The sequence below is a fragment of the Cytobacillus sp. OWB-43 genome (assembly GCF_034651445.1).
GTDB lineage: Bacteria > Bacillota > Bacilli > Bacillales > Cytobacillaceae > Cytobacillus > Cytobacillus kochii.
In genome coordinates this window covers 186530-204363 of sequence record NZ_JAYEFF010000004.1, presented here as the reverse complement: position 1 = coordinate 204363, position 17834 = coordinate 186530, and the positions used below count along the sequence as shown (strand labels likewise).

Below are 17834 nucleotides of genomic sequence, written 5' to 3'. Positions count from 1 at the left end.
TGCACTATCTAATTGCCTCACATTACATAGTGAAGAAGCTTGCAAGAAGTTTGGTCAAACAGGTAACTCTCAAATAAATGAAAGCCATCTTTCCATTATGAGCGTCCAATTTCATTATTTACGGTTTTAATACTACCTTTATACATTGATCTTCGTGGTTATTAAAAATCTGGTATCCATGACTGGCATCTGTTAAAGAAATTTTATGTGTGATAATCTCTTTAGGATTAAGCTTTTCTTCTTGTATCATTTGATAAAGTTCTGGCATCAGATGAATGACAGGAGCTTGCCCCATTTTTAGCTGTATATTTCTGACCCAAAATGGACCAAGTGGGAATGCGTTATAATTGCCTCCATATACGCCAGTCAATTGAACTGTTCCGAATTTCCTTACGGCTTTTGTGGCAATTTGGATGGGTCCTAAAGTGCCGCCTTGTAATTTAAGTTTCTGTTCAAGAAATTCTACTGGAGATTTTTTTCCGTCCATTCCAACGCAATCGATGACAACATCCGCACCACCATTGGTGATTTCTTTCAAATGCTCCCCCATATCAGGATACTTTGTAAATTCAAATGTTTCTACTTTGTTCATTTTTTTTGCATGATTCATTCGATAGTCCAAATAATCGATTGCAATTACTCTTTTGGCTCCCATCATCCAGGCAAATTTTTGAGTCATTAGCCCAACTGGTCCGCAACCAAGAACGATTACTGTATCTCCTTTTTTTACTCCAGAGTGAAGTACACTCCAATAGGCAGTAGGTAATACGTCAGATAAAAAAAGCAGAGATTCATCTTCTAATTCACAATCTTTAGGCACAATAAAAGGGGTGAAATTTCCAAATGGAACTCTCAAATATTCTGCTTGTCCTCCAGGATAGTTACCGAATTTCTCTGCATAGCCAAAGTATCCACCTGAATCATAATGAGGGTTAGAATGATCGCATTGGCTTTCCATTTGGTGTTCGCAGTAGAAACAATGTCCACATGATACGTTAAAGGGGATAACAACCCGATCGCCTTTTTTAACCCTTGTCACATCTGGACCTACTTCTTCTACGATTCCCATTGGTTCGTGACCAATGATATAGCCTTCCGGTAGTGGCATATTTCCTTGATATAAGTGAAGGTCTGATCCACAAATAGCCGTTGAAGTTATTTTTACAATAAGATCGTCTTTCTTTTCTATCTTTGGATCGGCTACCTTTGTTACTGCTACTTTTTTAGGTCCCTGGTATGTAACAGCTTTCATGGTTATCACCTCTATATGTTTTAATGTTTATTCTTTCAAATGTGGAGGCTATTATGCAAAAAAACGCCTTATTCGGCGTTTTTGTTCGTTTCTATTTTTTCTTTAGGGTCATGATGTTTAAACTCGATTAATTCAACTTTAGAACCTGCCACAGCTTGCTGGCTAAATACTTTGTTGTTATCAAGTGGTGTGACACCAAAGCTGATTTTATCAATACCAGTGGGTTCCGTTTGATCACCTTCGTAAGTATTGACGATGAAAGTTAATATATAGGGGTGACTCAGTTTATTTTCTTCTTTAGATTGTACGATTTTTACCAGTGCATGAGGGTGCTGACCTTTTGTATGATACTGCACCTTCATGGAATCGTTTTTGTAATAGTTGCTGACGGCTTTATTTATTTCTTCATCAAATTGGTCGAATAGAAATTGGTTAAATGCCTCATGCATCCCGTGCATTTTATGACTACGGTGTTTATGGTGGCCCTCGGCATTCGCTATAGGAGTCATGACACTAATTGCAAGTAAAACAATGGACATAAACGTTAGGATTTTTTTCATCATATTACCTCCTTTTTATTAAAATTTGTATATATATCCTTTTTTATACATATATTTTTCCATAAAAAAAAGTGTCCTCATTTTGCAATGAGGACACTTTTTAAAAAAAATTAAGCTAATACATTTGTTAATGGTGGTACGATTTGTTTCTTACGAGAAACAACACCTTTTAGTAGAGCTTGATTATCTACTAGAATGACTTCAAATGCTTGTTCCACAGCTTTTACTTGAGATCCAAGAGCAATAGCCATTGAATCATTGTTAAGTATATCTGTTAATACAAATAGGAATAAATCTAATTCTTTATCAACAATCGCTGTCATCATTGCGGCTTCTATTTCCGTTTTACGTTTAAGGACATCGTCTAAATCGACAGCGTTTACTTGAGCGATATAAGCTTTGTGTTCACCTAATTGAAATTCTTTCGCATCAAGTGTGATCAATTGATCCACAGTTTTTTCACTTAAGTCTGCACCGGCTTTAAGCATTTCCAAACCATATACTTGTGGGTTGACACCAGCAATTTCAGCCAACTCTTGAGCGGCTTTTACATCTTGTTCTGTGCATGTCGGTGATTTGAAAAGTAAAGAGTCAGAAATGATAGCTGAAAGCATCAAACCAGCAATTTCTTTTTTAATCTCTTTACCATTCTCTTTATAGATTTTGTTTAAAATGGTTGCTGTACACCCGACTGGTTCTGCACGGTAGTATAGAGGATCGCTTGTTTCAAAGTTGGCAATACGATGATGGTCAATGACTTCAAGAATTTGGACATCACGAATATCATCTGCACTTTGTTGAAATTCGTTATGGTCAACGAGAATGACTTCCTTTACATCGCTAGCTACTTTTTCTACATAGCGCGGTGCCGCTTGCTTGAAATAGTCTAATGCGTATTGTGTTTCTCCGTTAATTTCGCCAAGGCGAACTGGTTCTGCATCCATACCTAATTCTTTTTTGAGGTCTGCATAGGCAATTGCAGAGCAAATCGTATCAGTATCTGGGTTTTTATGACCGAAAATATATACTTTTGACATCGTTCGTCTCCTTGATTAAAAGATTATTCATTGCTATTTTAACATAAATTTTAGCAGTAATCATGGCAAGAACACAATACATTCATGTTTAATTCGGAGAAAAGAAATGGAAGGAAGAGAGGGGGAGTTTTTAGTAATTGCTAAACCCTTTACTGCTCAGTGAAAGAGGAGTAGACTTTTCGTAATGAATTGTCGTTTGTTGGCAATAGTGAGGTATTGCCCTCCTCGGTAGTAATTGAGGAAGTGGTAAATGAAAGGATGCGCAGCTCTTAAAAAAGGAATCTCAAGTGAGACCGTCGCAAAAGAAGTAATCACTGACTTCAGGGAAAGAAGTACAATTGAGATAGTTACTAGTTACTGAAAGAAGAACCGTCCCTCTTGAACAAAGTAGAGTAACCAATTCAACAATAAAACTGCTATTATTTATGGCAAAATACTATAATCAACAAGCACGAAGGAGGAAATGACCATGGCCATTGCAATTATTTCAGATATTCATGGTAATTTGACAGCTTTAGAAGCGGTCCTACATCACATAAAAGAAAGAAAAATAGATAAGATTTTTTGCTTAGGTGATTTAATTGGTAAGGGTCCGAGTGGTTTAGAGGTAGTACATAAAGTAAGAGAAACATGTGATGTGGTACTGCAAGGGAATTGGGATGATTTTATTAGAAAGCCAATTGATAGTGAAGAAATCGAGTGGCATCAGAAGCAGCTTGAGGGAGAAGCTATGGACTATTTACAGAGCTTACCCTTCCATTATGATTTTTATATGAGTGGAAAATATATACGACTTTATCATGCTTCAGCAAAAAGTGTTTATCATAGAGTCATCCCAATGAAGGCCACGACCAAAGAGAAAAATGAGATGTTTGAAATAAGTGAATGGATAAAGCCGCTTGAACAAGAGAGGAAGCCTGATGTAATTGGATTCGGAGACATTCATGCTGCGCTCATTGAACCAATTCAACCCCAAAGAACATTATTTAATTGTGGCAGTGTCGGTAATTCATTAGATATCCCACAGGCAACTTTTGCGATTATGCATGGGAATTATCAATCTAAACAAGAAGGTCCCTTCTCAATTGAAATAGTGAGAATTCCTTATGATATTGAAAGAGAAATACATCAAGCTGAAATAATGGGGATGCCCAATGTTTCAGCCTATGCTCTCGAGCTACGTGAAGCGAGATATCGAGGAGCACCAACAAAATAATGAAGGGAGCGATACAGTGGAATATCGGGGATCATCCGTTTATGAAAATGATGAATTTTTACAAAATTATTTGAAAAGAAGAATGCGTAAAGAAAGCCCTAATGAAATGATAGAAAAACCAGCTTTTTTGAATTTACTAGGTGACATGAGCAATAAAGATGTGCTTGAACTTGGGTGGTGCTGCCACTTTAGCAAAAGAGTTGGCACCCTTACTCGGGTCCTATACAGGGATTGATGGTTCGCAAAAAATGTTAGAATTGGCTCTGAAAAACCTCGCAGGCATTCCTAATGTGAAATTAACTCATGCTAGTTTAGAAACATATGACTTTAAAAAAGAAACTTATGATTGTATCTTTTCACAATTAACGCTTCACTATCTTGAAGATTTCAAACAAATTTGCGAGAATATTTATAACAGTTTGCGAACGGGTGGCGAATTTGTCTTTAGTGTACAGCATCCGGTCCTTACAAGTGCTTTCATTAGCGGTGGAGGTAAGCGAGAAAATTGGGTAGTGGATGACTACTTTCTAATTGGTGAGCGGGTAGAGCCGTGGATTGATGAAAAAGTTGTGAAGGTTCATCGGACGATCGAACAGTATTTTAAAATATTGCAAGATTGCCAATTTAATATTATGAATCTTAGTGAAGCTACACCAATTCAATCATCATTCTCTTCAGAAAAAGAGTGGAAAAGACGCCAAAGGATCCCACTATTCCTACTCTTCGCATGTGAAAAAAGCCGCAAATGAGTTTAACAAAAGGAGATAGACAGATGAATATTGAGGTTCCAGCCGTTTTCCCTGTTTCATATCAAGCATTAGAACAAGAAGCAAAAAAACTTATGTCTAAGGGAGCATATGGATACGTCCGCTCGGCAGCAAGTAATGAGGAAACATTACGAAAGAATACAACAGCCTTCGAAAAATGGTCAATACTACCTCGAATGCTTAGAAATGTAGCAGATATAGATATGAGTGTGACATTAGGAGAGCATACTTATCGATACCCCATTTTTATTGCCCCAGTCGGCATGCAAAAATTGACACATGAAGAAGGTGAATTGGCAACTGCTAGAGCGGCGAAAACAATCGGAGTTCCTTTTATCCAGAGTACAGTCTCTAGCTACTCGATTGAGGAGGTCAAAGCGGCAACAGTAGATAGTCCAAAGTGGTTCCAGCTTTATTGGTCGAGGAATGAACAGGTTTCATTCAGTATGGTAGAGAGAGCTGAAAGAGCAGGTTATGAAGCGATTGTCGTTACTGTTGATACAATTATGACAGGCTGGAGAGAAACGGATATCGCTACACAATTTTCTCCGCTAAAAGAGGGCTATGGTAAAGCAAATTACGAATCAGATCCAGCCTTTATGCATGCGCTTGGTGAGAAGACTGACCATGAATCTATGATTCAATCTGTTTTAGATAATATTCATTATCCTGAAATGAATTGGTCGCATATTGCAGCATTAGCAAAAAGAACGTCCTTACCTATCTATATTAAAGGTATCCTTCATCCAGAAGATGTACAATGTGCAATAGAGGCAGGCGCATCAGGGCTAATTGTTTCTAATCATGGTGGCAGGCAATTAGATGGAACAGTTGCTGCGCTAGATGCATTGCCTGCGGTTGTTAAAGCAGCTAATCAAAAAGTGCCAGTAGTATTTGATAGTGGTATTCGCCGTGGGACGGATATAGTAAAGGCATTGGCACTAGGCGCAGCAGCTGTATGTATTGGTCGACCATTTGTATATGGTTTAGGTATAGACGGCCAAGTAGGGGTTGAAAAAGTATTAGAAAACTTAATAGAAGAAACGAGAATTACCATGTCCCTAGCTGGCATTGCAAGAGTGAAAGACTTAAATCAGTTAAAATTGATAAGAGAATAATTTTAACCGTGCACTCAGCTCAAATCCAGCTGATTGATATAACTTGATCGCCTGATGATTATCAAGCGAAACACATAATGTGATTTTATCTATGTTTTCAAACTGGAAGAGTGTTTCGAGTGCAGCCTCAATGAGCTGTCGCCCTCTTCCTTTTTTTCTTGCTTTAGGACATACAGCAAGGAATTCAATCTGCCCTTCACCAAAGTGTGGTGCAGCTTCGAGATATACATAGCCCTGTAATTGGCCATTTTCTGTCAATAGAAGCAGTTTATGATGCTGATCCAACAGTTTTAGTATCTCTTCGCCTGACAAATAAGTTTGTGGAAAAGTTGCTTCGTGTAGTAGCAGGAAATCGTTGCGATATTGCTCATGATAGCTGTGACAGATGTTTTGGAAAATCCCTCGCTTTGCTGCGAGTATGGCGTGATTTCCTTGGTGAGTGGCATTGATTGATTGTAAAAAATGTAAGGTACTATTATTCTTTTCGTTCACAAAAAACGATAATTGCTGTAGCTTATTTTCATAGGAGTTTACAACTTGGTTCCACAAATCTTTTTTTACCTCATGATTCTTGGCAAAGGGACCCCATACTTCGGCACTCCGGTCAGCTTCATCAATATCTAATCCTATTGCAGCTTCAATTTCACCCTCATATTCATAAGTGATAAAATAAGGCTTTATTTCTTGTATATCATGCAGAATGTCCTCTTCCTTTTCTCCACAATAGCCGATATGATGCTTGTCTAATTGATTTAAATCAGCGATGAACTTGGCTAACTGTTTAGTCATAACAGACCTCCTTAAGCTTGTTTAGGTGGCAGACGGTCATCTTTAATTTTCTTATCATTAATTTTAGGCTCCCTCTGCAGTAAATGGTTGCGAATATTTGAACGGTGTAAATAAATGAGCAACAATAAAAATAGGAAGAAAATCCATTCATTTTTTTGTAGTGGTGAAAGGGTGGCATATAAGAAAAGAGCAACCCCTACAGAAATGGAGCCATAGTAAAGGTATTTTGTGATAGAAACCACGGCAACAAAGGTGATATAGGCAATTAGAAATAACCAGATATTCGCGACCAATAGCACACCAGCAGTAGTAGCAATGGCTTTTCCTCCACGAAAGCCAGCGAAAATAGGGAAGCAATGCCCAACAACTGCAAACAAACCAATAATCAGTGGATCACCACCTGTTTGAAGTAACAGGGGGAGTGAAGCAGCAAGTGCACCTTTACCTATATCAATAATTAAAACAGTAACCCCTGCTCTTTTTCCTAAAACCCGAAGTGTATTCGTTGCGCCGGGATTGTTGCTACCATATTCACGAATATCAATGCCAAAGAAAAGTTTACCTACAAGCAAGGCAGTAGGTATCGAGCCAATGAGATAAGATAGTAATAATATAAATAAGTCCATAGCTAAACTCCTTATCAAGAAAATTCTAACATTACTAATTTTACCATATTAGTCTATGCGAAAATATCCTATAAAATAATAAATAAATATTAAAATAATGTCTATCTTTTTCAAAATGAAAGAAACTATTTAGTGTAAAATAACAGTGTGATAGAGTGGATGACAGAAAATTATAAAAAATTTAATCGTCTTAAGAGTTACATCATTCAACTAGACTGTTATAAATCAGGGATTGAATAAGTTCTGCAATATCCTCATGGTAGAGGAATAACAATTAAGTAATCGGCTTCTTCTTGAAAGGGACGTTATGTTTTTTTGTTTCTTAGTAGTTCCGTAAAACGTTTTTTCTCTCCTTGGATGATATCTGCTCTTCGATTACTAATACTATTCGTCTATTTTAAAAAAATGTAGCTTGAACAAAAGTTAAACCCTCGATAAAGACATTGCTTCAATCTACGGGAAAAAATTATTTCCTAAGGGTTATAAATGCCGATTCTTTTGTAAATAAATCACCCCAACTTAAACAAATAACAAAAAAACACCCCTTTTTGGGATGTTCTTTGTTGTTCTCTTTTACACATAAACACTGTCACATGTGTTAGCGATTGGTTCATAATAGCAGTGATTTTTAAACTGGCCAGCAAAAGGTTGATTATACCAAGTAGGCGGGCAGGGAGCATATGGATTGAAATACCAGAGTGCATATTTAGCAGGGTGTTCACGCCAATATTTCAAATTTTTCTCGGCGAGTCTTTTTTCTGTGCTCCTTGCTCTGTTGTAAAAGAGGTTCCCCTTCTGCACGGCTTCGAATGAATAATTACCACCTTGCACATGATAAATGACATCCTCGATTGTTCGAACATCTTTAAAGTCAAGACAGTCAGCGATTGCACGATTAACGATTACATTGCCTACGTATAACATTCCTTGCTTTCCTTCACCCTCAGCTTCGGCTCTCATCATCCTTGCCATTAAATCTACGTCGGAACTTGTATAAGCTACTCTCATGCTGTTCTCACCCCATAGTTAAGAATATGAAGATAAAGTGATATTCATGATTGAAAATGTCTAGAACCCATTATTTTGCAAAATATAAGTATAGTCAAGCAGGCTAATTTTTGCTTGAATAAAGCTAGTGAAAATATTTTTATCTTTTGTGTAGGGGAAAGATGATTGTGTAACGTCTATTATGATGGAAGCTAAAAAGGAAAGGGGGAGAGTGACATTAGCGACCAAGTTCTTATCCAAAAAATATTAGATGGCAACGACCATGCTTTCCGATTACTTGTCGAAAAATATCGCAATGAACTTTTTAAAGTTACGTTTGCGGTATTACGTGATCGGAATGCTGCTGAAGATGCCGCACAAGAAGTGTTTTTGAAAATCTATCACTCTCTCCCCCAATATGAGGATCAAGGTTTTAAAACATGGATGAAACGAATCGCCGTCAATCACGCCATTGATATGAAAAGAAAAAAAGAACGACAGCGTGAAGACATAATGGATGTGATTGATTTTGATAGAAGGGAATCTTCACATGGTAATATTGAAACAAAGTTCCTTAGGAAAGAAACGGTAGAGTTAGTAAGACAACGTATCCATCAATTGCCAGAAGGCTATCGACATGTCATTTATGATTTTTATATAAACGAAAAAACCTATCAACAAATGGCAGATGAGCAAAATGTGCAGGTGAAGACCATCGAAACAAAATTATACCGAGCACGTCAATGGATGAAAAAGCATTGGAAGGAGGACGATTTTTCATGAAACATTACAGTTATGAACAATGGACGAAATATGTGAAGAATGAATTAGATGGTGAAGATAAAATTCTTTATGAGGACCACCTCTATACCTGTGATCAATGCTTGGAGGTCTATCTGACGGCAATTGAGGCAGAGGAACTCCCAGATATTATAGATGGAACAGCTTTTACCGACAACATTATGGCCCAATTGCCAAATGAAAATAATAAACAAGATACAAAGAATGAAAATTTCTCTCGCAAAGCCACAGCGTTCTATAAAAAAACAATTTTTCATTATGGGATAGCGGCAGCGATGACTTTAATACTTATGTCAACGGGCTTTTTCCAAACGCTCACACAATATGCTGGTGATGTGGAGAGTAAACAGTTTAAAGAGGATAAAGCATCTATAACAGAAGGAATTATGGATAAAACATTTGCTTGGATGGATACAAAGAAGGAGGAGGATAAAAAATGAAAAACCCTTTATTGGCATTCTTATTAGGTTTTTTCCCTGGAGGAGGTCTTTTATATTTAGGCGTATTCCTCCGCGGGTTGGCCTATCTAATAGGCGAATTTGCCCTTATTGCCTTTACATTTTTCATGCTTTCGGTTGGGGTAGGAGGCGAAATTATACTTGTTGTCTTTGCTGGTGTCATTCTTTATATTATTAATCTCGTCGATACAGCTATTATGGCTTCAAAGTTGCTAAAGAATAAACAAGACCCGTCCTCTAAAGTCGGAGAGGAACTGGACTATGAACGGTTCCGTACTATTCTTTTATCTTTTATTCCAGGGGTGGGACATTTTCATTTAGGATTAATGAATAGAGGGATTACCTTACTAACGGCTTCACTTGGTTTCTGTATTATGGTTTTGTTTGTCGCTTTTTTAACTGATCGTGGAGAGTTTATGGTCTTTCTTTTACTATTCCCAGTAATTTGGGTATACAGTTTCTTTGATGCGATTCAACAATTAAATAAAAAGCAAAAAGGGGAAGAGCTTGTAGACAGAACTTTATTAGAAGATATAGAAAGAGGAAGAGAAGAGGGCCGGAAAAGTAAAGGGCTTGCTACTTTCTTATCTATTTTCCCGGGAGCAGGTCATTTGTATTTAGGACTACAGCGAAGAGGGATTCAATTAATGGCTGCTTTTCTTTTCTCTATCTATATTTTGGACGTTCTGCGTTTAGGGATTTTCCTGTTTCTCATACCAATTATATGGTTTTATAGTTTTTTCGACGGTTTACAAAAATCCTCACGCTATGGGGAAGAAGAGTTAGAAGATGTACCGATTGTTTCTTATTTTGAAAATCATCAAAAATGGTTAGGTATAGGGTTGGTTGTAGTTGGTTTGTATTACATGACAACAAATGTCTTATTGCCGGCTTTTGCACCAAGTATTATTGAAGTGTTGAATATTGACGTCTGGTATTGGTTTAATCGCTATTTCCAAACAGCTATTGTATGTATCGTTTTAATTGGTGGCGGGTTAAAGCTCTTATCTGGAACAAAAGAAAAGAAAAAAATGAAGAAGGGGTGAAGAAAAAATGAGGACATGGAGAGTAGGAACCTTTTCAATGGGGGCATCACTTTTATTTTTAGGCGTATATTTGCTTCTTTCACAAATATTTAAGCTGGATGTCTCGAGTATACTTATTTCATGGTGGCCGATTATTTTTGTTATTTTAGGCGGCGAAATCTTGCTATTTTTATTCTTCTCAAAACAAGAAAAGCCTTACTTAAAGTATGATATCTTTAGCATTTTCTTTGTGGGTGTGTTAGGAACAGTTGGTATTACCATTGCACTTCTTAGTATGACAGGTATTGTTGATAAAGTGAGTGCCAATATGGACCTTGAACATAGGACAGGTGATTTACCAACATTCGATTTTGCTATGAATAATGATGTGAAAAGAGTCGTTGTTGATTCAGGCTCAACTGGCATAAGTGTGGAAGGATCGACAGGAAAGGAACTGTCTGTATTTGGTACCTACACTGCTACCCAATTAGAGAAAAAACCATTAATTACGGATGTTGAAGATTATATGACAACTACTGTAAAGGGAGATACCTTATACATTGCTTTTAAGGAACTACCACGTGAGTCAATCGCAATGTTTCAAAATTATAGTACTTTGGATCCGACACTCGTGATTCCACAAGATGTGACACTAGAAATTGACGGGAATTATAACGAAATTACGATGAAGCCTCGTCAACTAACAGCAGATTGGGACGTGAATAACAGTTCTGCAGTGAATGTGTACATGAGTAAAAACAGTAATGCCGAGCTTGTTATATCAGATGTTGGTGACCTTAACTCTGAAAAAGAACCAAATAATATCGTTTTTACAGAAAAACAGGATGAATATGATGAACAACAGAGAGTAGAGAAAGCCATGCTTAAGTATGGCGATGGTAAATACACCATTTCAATCAATAATAGTGATTACTTGCAAATAAAAGATAAAGAGTGATTTGAGGAGAAGCCGGCTTACAGTCGGTTTTTTTTGTTTTCTTAAACTTCAAGATGTTAAAATGAATTATTAAAAGCGTAGTTAGGAGAACAATTGATGACGACGATGGAATGGGAACGACTAGAAGGGGTATATAACTTCAGAGATATCGGAGGACTTGTTACGAGCAACGGACTAAGAATGAAATCAGGTCTGCTTTACCGATCAGATGAACTGTCTCGTTTGACTGAAGCGGATATGAATCTTTTTCGAAAGTTGAATATAAAAACAATCTGTGACTTAAGAACGGTTTCAGAAGGAGAATCAAAGCGAGCGAAAATTCATGAAGAACAAAATCTCTCAGTAGTAAAAATTCCTATTCAAGACCCTAGTTGGGAATTGACGCGAAAAGGGATGCTTAAATTTTTACTAACTGGTGCGAGACATATGAACTTTGAAGAGTTGATGCTTAAAATGTATCAGCATATGGCGTTCGGTTGTCAAAGGGAAATTAAACAAATCTTTGATCTGACAGTTGAAAAGGAGCACGCTCCACTGCTTATTCATTGTACAGGAGGTAAAGACCGGACAGGTTTTATGTCATCGTTAATTCAATTAACAGCGGATGTTCCATACGATATGGTCATGAAAGAATACCTCCAATCCAATGAATTGATTGCGCCCAGAATGAAGAAAACCGCAAAAGCACTAAAGATAGCTAGCCTTTTCCGTTTGAAGGAAGCAGATATTCAACCAGTGCTTGAAGTACGAGAAGCTTATCTTGAACAAGCCTATAAAGCCATATTTTCTAAATATGATACAATCGAGGACTATCTTATGAAGGAGTGCTCAGTTGAGAGCGAGGTTATAGAGAAATTAAGAAGAAGGTTATTGGATTGATTAGATGATACGGAGAATGGTTGGAAGATGCCTTTTGGGGTGAAAGACTTCTCCTTTTCTCCGTTCTATGTATTTTTACTTACTCTCTTTGTAAAAAATTATAAGTAAATAAGACTGAATATTTTTACTTTAATATTATATCTTCTATACACCCTTTTTATATTCTCTTCAAGTTCCTCCTTTATCATTTGATTCGAAAGATAAAATAAAGGAGTTGGGGAATTTGAAGAAAGTATTACTTTTCTGTTTACTAGCGACAGTGATTTTTGTGACTTTGCCTTTTGGTGAGGCTGAGGCAAGTAGGAAAGAAAAAGAAATTGCGAACGTAGCGCATCGGGGAGCTTCGGGCTATGCACCAGAAAATACAATCGCAGCATTTGATTTAGCTGTTGCGATGGGTGCAGATTATATTGAGATTGATGTGCAAAGAAGTAAGGATGGCAAGTTAGTCATTTTACATGATACGACAGTCGACCGCACAACTGATGGAACTGGCAAAGTAGGTGACCTCGATTTTAAGGAGTTAAGACAACTAGATGCTGGTAGCTGGAAAGGTGAGGAATTTGCAGGAGAGAAAATTCCTAGTTTCGATGAAGTCCTCGATCGTTATAAAGGAAAAATCGGTATTCTCATTGAACTGAAAGCACCCGAGTTATATCCTGGTATCGAGAAGCAAATGACGAAAGCATTAAAGAAACGGAAGATGGATAAACCGAAAAGAGAAGAAGTGATTGTCCAATCCTTTAACTTCGAATCTATGAAACTGGCAAATAAATTATTACCAAGAATGCCTATTGGCGTATTAACTTCCTCTCCTAACGATGTTAGTGATGAAGCGCTCAAAGCATTTCGGAAATATGCTGATTATTTTAACCCGAGTATCGGTCTTGTGAATGAAGAACTCGTCAAAAAGGTGAGAAAAAACAAAATGAAAATCCAGTCTTGGACTGTTCGTACACCTGAAGCAGCACAATTCTTAAAAGAAATGAAAGTGGATGGCATTATTACTGATTATCCGGATTATGTATATTAAATAGTGGGGCAAGGGCGTTCTCAAACGTCTTTGTCTTTTTTTGATTTCCAGAAAAGTAATTTATAGTAAAAATATTTAATGTTACGGTATACTTGAACAAAGTCAAGGAAGAAAGGTGTGATAAGGAATGCTTGCAAATGAACATTTATATTTAAGAAAGATGACTGTGGATGATATACCCATTTATCATAAATGGCGAAATGATTTAGATGTGATGACTTTTACGAGTTTAGATTTAGATAGATATACATATGAAGAAACAAAGGAATTCATTGAGACAGTCATTCTCGGGGCGACGGATTCTAAATGCTATATCATTGAGGAGAAGAGTCATCAACGTCCAATCGGCATCATCTCATTAGTGAATATAGACATGAAAAATCGTAATGCTGAACTCATTATCGATATTGGCGAAAAAAATGAATGGGGTAAAGGTGTTGGTACGAGCGCCGTTCAAATCCTCTTAGAATATACTTTTATGGAGTTAAATCTTCACCGCCTTTCATTGAGGGTTTTTTCATTAAATAAGAGAGCACACCATGTTTACGAAAAATTAGGATTTATTGAAGAAGGTCGTGTGAGGCAATGTTTATTTAGAGAAGGCAAATGGTTTGATATGATCCATATGGGTCTATTACAGGAGGAATATATGAACAGGAGAACAGTATGAATATAAGGTCGTACAATCAACAAGATAAACAAAGAATCTTGCAATTATCATCTCGTTTGAGTGAGATTTCCTTTCTAGAACACCGTGATTCCGAGCAGATGCAGCAAAAACAATTGGAAATGGCACAGGCCTCCATTGATGAGAATAGTGATAATATATTTGTCGCAGAAGAAGAAGGTGTGTTTTTAGGATATATTGAATGTAAGGAAGAAGAGGATTATTTTTCAAAAGAAAAGCTAGCGTATATATCTGCTATCGCGGTCACTGCTGAAGGTGAGGGAAAAGGAGTTGGTAAGCAGTTGATGCGTTTTGCAGAAACTTGGGCACATGAAAGAGGAATCAAAGTCCTCGTTCTAGATGTGTTTTCCGAGAATCAACGTGCCGTCCAATTTTACGAACATATCGGGTATTCGCAAGAAATTGTGAAGATGACAAAAGTAATCGGGGGTTAATAAAGTGAAAGAAATCTATATCGTCAGACATTGCCAAGCAACAGGACAAGCACCTGATGCTGAACTAACCACAACGGGTCAGCAACAAGCAGAAGAGTTAAAGGCATTCCTTCAAGACATGCCAATTGATCGTATCCTCTCTAGTCCATTTTTACGTGCGACACAAACGATCGAACCGTTAGCTGAAAACATCGGCGTTACAGTAGAAGTGGATAAACGTTTATCCGAACGTGTGCTGAGTACAACAAGCTTAGATGATTGGCAAGATAAGTTAAAGGCCACTTTCGATGATCTAGATTTATATTTTGCTGGTGGTGAATCAAGCAGGCAAGCGAAGGACCGAATCTCTCAAGTCGTAGAGGAAATACGAAGCAGTGAGGCCGAGCGCACAATAATCGTAGCCCACGGAAATATTATTGCTTTACTACTAAAACAGTATCATGCTTCATTCGGGTTTGACGAATGGAAAGAATTATCGAATCCTGATGTTTATAGATTAAGAGAAAAGAAGGATGGATATAGTGTCGAGCGGATATGGAGTAAGTAATTCATTTTGTTACATATACTAGCGATTACTTTTCTACTTCTTTGATTTTATAGCACGCTCACTTTTTTCGAGTATGTCATCAAGAAGGACGTACGAGAAGCGAGGCAAATGGAGATAATGGCACTGCTTTCGTTACTTATGACGATTGTTGTTTGGTTTTTGGGTGGTTAGGAGAAGATGTATGACACCAATATTTAAACAGATTTTAATAGAGTTAGAGAAGAGGAACAAGACAGCCCCTTTCATCATAGCCATCGACGGCTTTGGAGGAGCAGGAAAAACCACATTTGCGAAAAAGCTACAGCAATACTTAACACCCTATTACAATGTGAAGCTTTTTCATTTAGACAATGCTATCGAACCTGCAGCTAGGAGGTATGGTACCGGCTATGAAGAATGGTTTGAATACTATTATTTACAGTGGGACATAAAGGAGATAAGTAATCAGTTTTTTAGTAGAGTGAAAGAATGTGAGCGCAAAGTCTTTTTTCCTTTTTATGATGAGGGGAAAGACCGGACCATGATGCAATCGTATTCCATTGACTCTTTTGACATTATTCTTATCGAAGGTGTGTTTATTCAGAGAGAAGAGTGGCGACCATTTATTGACTATAGTATATTCTTGCATGTTCCTAAAGAGGTCAGGCAAATCAGACTTATGAAGAGAGATAATGGCAGTAAGGATTTGTTACTTAAGTATCAGCGGCGTTATTGGCGTGCGGAAGATTATTATTGGACAACGGAGAAACCGCTTGAAGGATCTTCTCAAGTGGTGTTAGAGAATTGAAAATCAAGAAGGTGCAGAATGGAATTTCCTTTCGGAGACGGGATGTCGATTGTTTTACCTCCAATACCATATACCATTGCAATAATTGTAATTATTTTTTTATTAGTACGTTGGGCAAAAAAACTTGAAACGGAAAAAATTAGAATTTTATTTTATTTTATAATCAGTACTTTTGTGCTACCGATTTATACAAGTTCTAGTGAAGAGGGATATTTTCAACTTTTCATACCAATGGGTTTTATCTTTATTCTTCTTCATTTAAAAACATCAAGGAAGTATCATCCCTCGAAATTAAAAGCCAGTATACTAGGTTTCAGTATAGCGGTGTATCAAATGGTGCTTCCATATATATAGCTACCTATTTACTACTGAAGAAGGTTACTCTTTATCAGCAAAGAATAACCTTCTTTCTCATTTATTCCTCAGAAAAAACAAATCTTTCTTTCAGTGGACGTCCTTCATTGCCTTTTTCTGTCCAGGTGATTTCAACTTCAAGTTCTGTTGCTTTTTCAGCTAGGATAAAGTTTGCGAAATTGTATGGGGAGCTATTATTTAATTGTGCCGCAAGCGTATGCTTTTGATCTTCTGAAATTTGCTTGCAATCTAATGCTCCCGGACAACCTTGTAGGGCATACTTTGTTGTGGATTTTGGTTCATTTCGGTACATTGAAATTTCAGCAGTTACGAGGTTGTTCGCTCCCATGTTTTCAACTTTCAAAGACCGTGTATCATAATGACCGAACTTGGATTGCTGTTTTGGATTATCGTCCACACCCTCACTTATTTCCACGGACCAACGTTGAGATGATTGCTCGACGGGTAAGGTGTCGAAGGTAAGGGCACTAACATTTGATACAAGGCCAATATAGATGAAAATGAAAAGTAATATGACCATTCTTCTTTTTTTACGCATATTGAACAGCTCCTTTTGTAATAAGATTCTTTTTATTATGTCGTTAGCTGAAAGGAATATTCTTCTAAAAGTAGAAATATAAAGTTAAATAAAAGAAGGGATACGACTGGTGAATGGTCAGGTTGAGGCAAGCAGGTGTATATGTCAGAATACGTCACGGATGCAACTGTTCGTTCAAAAGGAAATGGTGGAAAGCTAATGCAATTGGCGAAACATGGAGCGGGCTATATTTGTCTTGAATCAGCCTAGTCACGAAAAGCAGCTCATCGTTTTTATGAAGAAAAACTGGACTTTCCTAAATGGTGCTATTCTTTCGGAGAAGAATGATAAAGGAGGTAAACTATGATTATAGGGATACATCATGTACAATTAACGATTCCAAAAGGAGCAGAAGAAAAAGGCAAGCAGTTTTATTGCGAAGTTCTGCAATTAAAGGAGATTGAAAAACCAGCTTCATTGAAAGGGAGAGGTGGTTTTTGGTTACAGGTAGGTGACCGTGCTGTCCATGTTGGCACTGAGAATGGATTTGACAGAACGACTACAAAGGCACATATCGCTTATGAAGTAGATAATCTATCCTTTTGGAAGGAAGTATTATCGCAGCAAAACATTAGTTTAATAGAGGGCGTCCCTATTCCAGGTTTTGACCGCTTTGAATTTAGAGATCCGTTCGGCAATCGTGTAGAAATGATTGAAGAGATTAGAAAATGATGCCGTTGATGACTGAAAGATGTGTATTAACTCCGCTCTCTATGAAGCATCTTCCCACAATGGTGAAATTGTATCGGAATGCCGAGGTCCGGGAGTATCTTGGTGGGATAAGGACAATTGAGGAAGTAAAGGAGCAAATGGAGAATATGTTGATGAACTTATCATCGTCTTATTGGATCGTATCAGATAAGTATACACATCATCACTTAGGATTCATCGCTCTTACCCCCCCACCATTGTAAGGCGGA

Annotated in this window: 21 protein-coding genes and 1 pseudogene; 15 read left to right on the top strand and 7 right to left on the bottom strand. The window is 37.4% G+C overall.

The window, feature by feature from the left end:
• Positions 1–118 precede the first annotated feature (118 nt).
• From U9M49_RS16315 to U9M49_RS16305, 3 genes are all read right to left on the bottom strand, one after another.
• Entirely contained in the window at positions 119–1252 is a 1134-nt protein-coding gene (locus U9M49_RS16315) for a zinc-dependent alcohol dehydrogenase (protein ID WP_322910191.1), read from the bottom strand.
• 68 nt (positions 1253–1320) lie between these two features.
• Positions 1321–1812 (bottom strand): DUF3888 domain-containing protein, encoded by a 492-nt coding sequence (locus U9M49_RS16310; protein WP_157733804.1) that lies wholly within the window; start codon positions 1810–1812, stop codon positions 1321–1323.
• A 110-nt stretch (positions 1813–1922) separates the two neighbouring features.
• Complete coding sequence (locus U9M49_RS16305) at positions 1923–2849, bottom strand: manganese-dependent inorganic pyrophosphatase (protein WP_322910190.1); 927 nt, start codon at positions 2847–2849, stop codon at positions 1923–1925.
• A gap of 469 nt (positions 2850–3318) precedes the next feature.
• Here U9M49_RS16305 and U9M49_RS16300 point away from each other — a divergent pair, with 469 nt between their 5' ends.
• The 3 genes and pseudogenes from U9M49_RS16300 to U9M49_RS16290 all read left to right on the top strand — a co-directional run bounded on the left by U9M49_RS16300 (position 3319) and on the right by U9M49_RS16290 (position 5950).
• Positions 3319–4065, top strand: a complete 747-nt coding sequence (locus U9M49_RS16300; RefSeq protein ID WP_322910189.1) for a metallophosphoesterase family protein — start codon at positions 3319–3321, stop codon at positions 4063–4065.
• Positions 4066–4081: 16 nt separating this feature from the next.
• A pseudogene (locus U9M49_RS16295) lies at positions 4082–4814 on the top strand (class I SAM-dependent DNA methyltransferase).
• A 23-nt stretch (positions 4815–4837) separates the two neighbouring features.
• A complete protein-coding gene (locus U9M49_RS16290; protein WP_322910188.1) occupies positions 4838–5950 on the top strand; it encodes an alpha-hydroxy-acid oxidizing protein in 1113 nt (370 codons plus the stop codon).
• Here U9M49_RS16290 and U9M49_RS16285 read toward each other — a convergent pair.
• The 3 genes from U9M49_RS16285 to U9M49_RS16275 all read right to left on the bottom strand — a co-directional run bounded on the left by U9M49_RS16285 (position 5930) and on the right by U9M49_RS16275 (position 8373).
• Complete coding sequence (locus U9M49_RS16285) at positions 5930–6739, bottom strand: GNAT family N-acetyltransferase (RefSeq protein WP_095370659.1); 810 nt, start codon at positions 6737–6739, stop codon at positions 5930–5932. The genes U9M49_RS16290 and U9M49_RS16285 overlap by 21 nt on opposite strands.
• 11 nt (positions 6740–6750) lie before the next feature.
• Positions 6751–7365 (bottom strand): glycerol-3-phosphate 1-O-acyltransferase PlsY, encoded by a 615-nt coding sequence (gene plsY, locus U9M49_RS16280; protein WP_095370658.1) that lies wholly within the window; start codon positions 7363–7365, stop codon positions 6751–6753.
• A 573-nt stretch (positions 7366–7938) separates the two neighbouring features.
• Positions 7939–8373 (bottom strand): cell wall hydrolase, encoded by a 435-nt coding sequence (locus U9M49_RS16275; protein ID WP_095370657.1) that lies wholly within the window; start codon positions 8371–8373, stop codon positions 7939–7941.
• A 216-nt stretch (positions 8374–8589) separates the two neighbouring features.
• On the opposite strand from U9M49_RS16275, the gene U9M49_RS16270 reads away from it, so the two are divergent.
• From U9M49_RS16270 to U9M49_RS16225, 10 genes are all read left to right on the top strand, one after another.
• On the top strand, positions 8590–9135 hold the full coding sequence (locus tag U9M49_RS16270) for an RNA polymerase sigma factor (protein WP_095370656.1): 546 nt from the start codon (positions 8590–8592) through the stop codon (positions 9133–9135).
• Positions 9132–9593 carry a hypothetical protein gene (locus U9M49_RS16265; protein WP_095370655.1) on the top strand — a complete coding sequence of 154 codons (462 nt, stop codon included), beginning with the start codon at positions 9132–9134 and terminating at the stop codon, positions 9591–9593. Before U9M49_RS16270 ends, U9M49_RS16265 begins: the two co-directional genes overlap by 4 nt.
• Complete coding sequence (locus U9M49_RS16260) at positions 9590–10657, top strand: hypothetical protein (RefSeq protein ID WP_095370654.1); 1068 nt, start codon at positions 9590–9592, stop codon at positions 10655–10657. The genes U9M49_RS16265 and U9M49_RS16260 overlap by 4 nt, the downstream gene beginning before the upstream one ends.
• Positions 10658–10664: 7 nt before the next feature.
• Entirely contained in the window at positions 10665–11594 is a 930-nt protein-coding gene (locus tag U9M49_RS16255) for a hypothetical protein (RefSeq protein ID WP_095370653.1), read from the top strand.
• A gap of 96 nt (positions 11595–11690) precedes the next feature.
• Positions 11691–12473 carry a tyrosine-protein phosphatase gene (locus U9M49_RS16250; RefSeq protein ID WP_095370652.1) on the top strand — a complete coding sequence of 261 codons (783 nt, stop codon included), beginning with the start codon at positions 11691–11693 and terminating at the stop codon, positions 12471–12473.
• Positions 12474–12696: 223 nt separating this feature from the next.
• Entirely contained in the window at positions 12697–13506 is an 810-nt protein-coding gene (locus U9M49_RS16245; RefSeq protein ID WP_095370651.1) for a glycerophosphodiester phosphodiesterase, read from the top strand.
• 127 nt (positions 13507–13633) lie between these two features.
• Positions 13634–14176, top strand: coding sequence for a GNAT family N-acetyltransferase (locus tag U9M49_RS16240; RefSeq protein WP_095370650.1), 543 nt, complete (start codon positions 13634–13636; stop codon positions 14174–14176).
• Positions 14173–14628 carry a GNAT family N-acetyltransferase gene (locus tag U9M49_RS16235; RefSeq protein WP_322910187.1) on the top strand — a complete coding sequence of 152 codons (456 nt, stop codon included), beginning with the start codon at positions 14173–14175 and terminating at the stop codon, positions 14626–14628. The genes U9M49_RS16240 and U9M49_RS16235 overlap by 4 nt, the downstream gene beginning before the upstream one ends.
• Positions 14629–14632: 4 nt before the next feature.
• On the top strand, positions 14633–15175 hold the full coding sequence (locus tag U9M49_RS16230) for a histidine phosphatase family protein (protein ID WP_322910186.1): 543 nt from the start codon (positions 14633–14635) through the stop codon (positions 15173–15175).
• Positions 15176–15356: 181 nt separating this feature from the next.
• Positions 15357–15962: an AAA family ATPase gene (locus U9M49_RS16225; protein WP_322910185.1), complete on the top strand. Its 606-nt coding sequence runs from the start codon at positions 15357–15359 to the stop codon at positions 15960–15962.
• A 415-nt stretch (positions 15963–16377) separates the two neighbouring features.
• On the opposite strand, the gene U9M49_RS16220 is transcribed toward U9M49_RS16225, so the two are convergent.
• Positions 16378–16875 carry a hypothetical protein gene (locus U9M49_RS16220; RefSeq protein WP_322910184.1) on the bottom strand — a complete coding sequence of 166 codons (498 nt, stop codon included), beginning with the start codon at positions 16873–16875 and terminating at the stop codon, positions 16378–16380.
• A 342-nt stretch (positions 16876–17217) separates the two neighbouring features.
• Between U9M49_RS16220 and U9M49_RS16215 the strand changes: the two genes are divergently transcribed.
• Together U9M49_RS16215 and U9M49_RS16210 are read left to right on the top strand one after the other, a co-directional pair.
• Positions 17218–17586: a VOC family protein gene (locus U9M49_RS16215; protein ID WP_095370644.1), complete on the top strand. Its 369-nt coding sequence runs from the start codon at positions 17218–17220 to the stop codon at positions 17584–17586.
• Positions 17583–17828 (top strand): hypothetical protein, encoded by a 246-nt coding sequence (locus U9M49_RS16210; protein ID WP_322910183.1) that lies wholly within the window; start codon positions 17583–17585, stop codon positions 17826–17828. The genes U9M49_RS16215 and U9M49_RS16210 overlap by 4 nt, the downstream gene beginning before the upstream one ends.
• Positions 17829–17834 lie beyond the last annotated feature (6 nt).

What these genes read in the sequence shown, in the direction of transcription:
- U9M49_RS16315 (WP_322910191.1), bottom strand. Translation starts at nt 1,252, where the DNA reads ATGAAAGCTGTTACATACCAGGGACCTAAAAAAGTAGCAGTAACAAAG.
- U9M49_RS16310 (WP_157733804.1), bottom strand. Translation starts at nt 1,812, where the DNA reads ATGAAAAAAATCCTAACGTTTATGTCCATTGTTTTACTTGCAATTAGT.
- U9M49_RS16305 (WP_322910190.1), bottom strand. Translation starts at nt 2,849, where the DNA reads ATGTCAAAAGTATATATTTTCGGTCATAAAAACCCAGATACTGATACG.
- U9M49_RS16300 (WP_322910189.1), top strand. Translation starts at nt 3,319, where the DNA reads ATGGCCATTGCAATTATTTCAGATATTCATGGTAATTTGACAGCTTTA.
- U9M49_RS16290 (WP_322910188.1), top strand. Translation starts at nt 4,838, where the DNA reads ATGAATATTGAGGTTCCAGCCGTTTTCCCTGTTTCATATCAAGCATTA.
- U9M49_RS16285 (WP_095370659.1), bottom strand. Translation starts at nt 6,739, where the DNA reads ATGACTAAACAGTTAGCCAAGTTCATCGCTGATTTAAATCAATTAGAC.
- plsY (WP_095370658.1), bottom strand. Translation starts at nt 7,365, where the DNA reads ATGGACTTATTTATATTATTACTATCTTATCTCATTGGCTCGATACCT.
- U9M49_RS16275 (WP_095370657.1), bottom strand. Translation starts at nt 8,373, where the DNA reads ATGAGAGTAGCTTATACAAGTTCCGACGTAGATTTAATGGCAAGGATG.
- U9M49_RS16265 (WP_095370655.1), top strand. Translation starts at nt 9,132, where the DNA reads ATGAAACATTACAGTTATGAACAATGGACGAAATATGTGAAGAATGAA.
- U9M49_RS16260 (WP_095370654.1), top strand. Translation starts at nt 9,590, where the DNA reads ATGAAAAACCCTTTATTGGCATTCTTATTAGGTTTTTTCCCTGGAGGA.
- U9M49_RS16255 (WP_095370653.1), top strand. Translation starts at nt 10,665, where the DNA reads ATGAGGACATGGAGAGTAGGAACCTTTTCAATGGGGGCATCACTTTTA.
- U9M49_RS16250 (WP_095370652.1), top strand. Translation starts at nt 11,691, where the DNA reads ATGACGACGATGGAATGGGAACGACTAGAAGGGGTATATAACTTCAGA.
- U9M49_RS16240 (WP_095370650.1), top strand. Translation starts at nt 13,634, where the DNA reads ATGCTTGCAAATGAACATTTATATTTAAGAAAGATGACTGTGGATGAT.
- U9M49_RS16235 (WP_322910187.1), top strand. Translation starts at nt 14,173, where the DNA reads ATGAATATAAGGTCGTACAATCAACAAGATAAACAAAGAATCTTGCAA.
- U9M49_RS16225 (WP_322910185.1), top strand. Translation starts at nt 15,357, where the DNA reads ATGACACCAATATTTAAACAGATTTTAATAGAGTTAGAGAAGAGGAAC.
- U9M49_RS16220 (WP_322910184.1), bottom strand. Translation starts at nt 16,875, where the DNA reads ATGCGTAAAAAAAGAAGAATGGTCATATTACTTTTCATTTTCATCTAT.
- U9M49_RS16215 (WP_095370644.1), top strand. Translation starts at nt 17,218, where the DNA reads ATGATTATAGGGATACATCATGTACAATTAACGATTCCAAAAGGAGCA.
- U9M49_RS16210 (WP_322910183.1), top strand. Translation starts at nt 17,583, where the DNA reads ATGATGCCGTTGATGACTGAAAGATGTGTATTAACTCCGCTCTCTATG.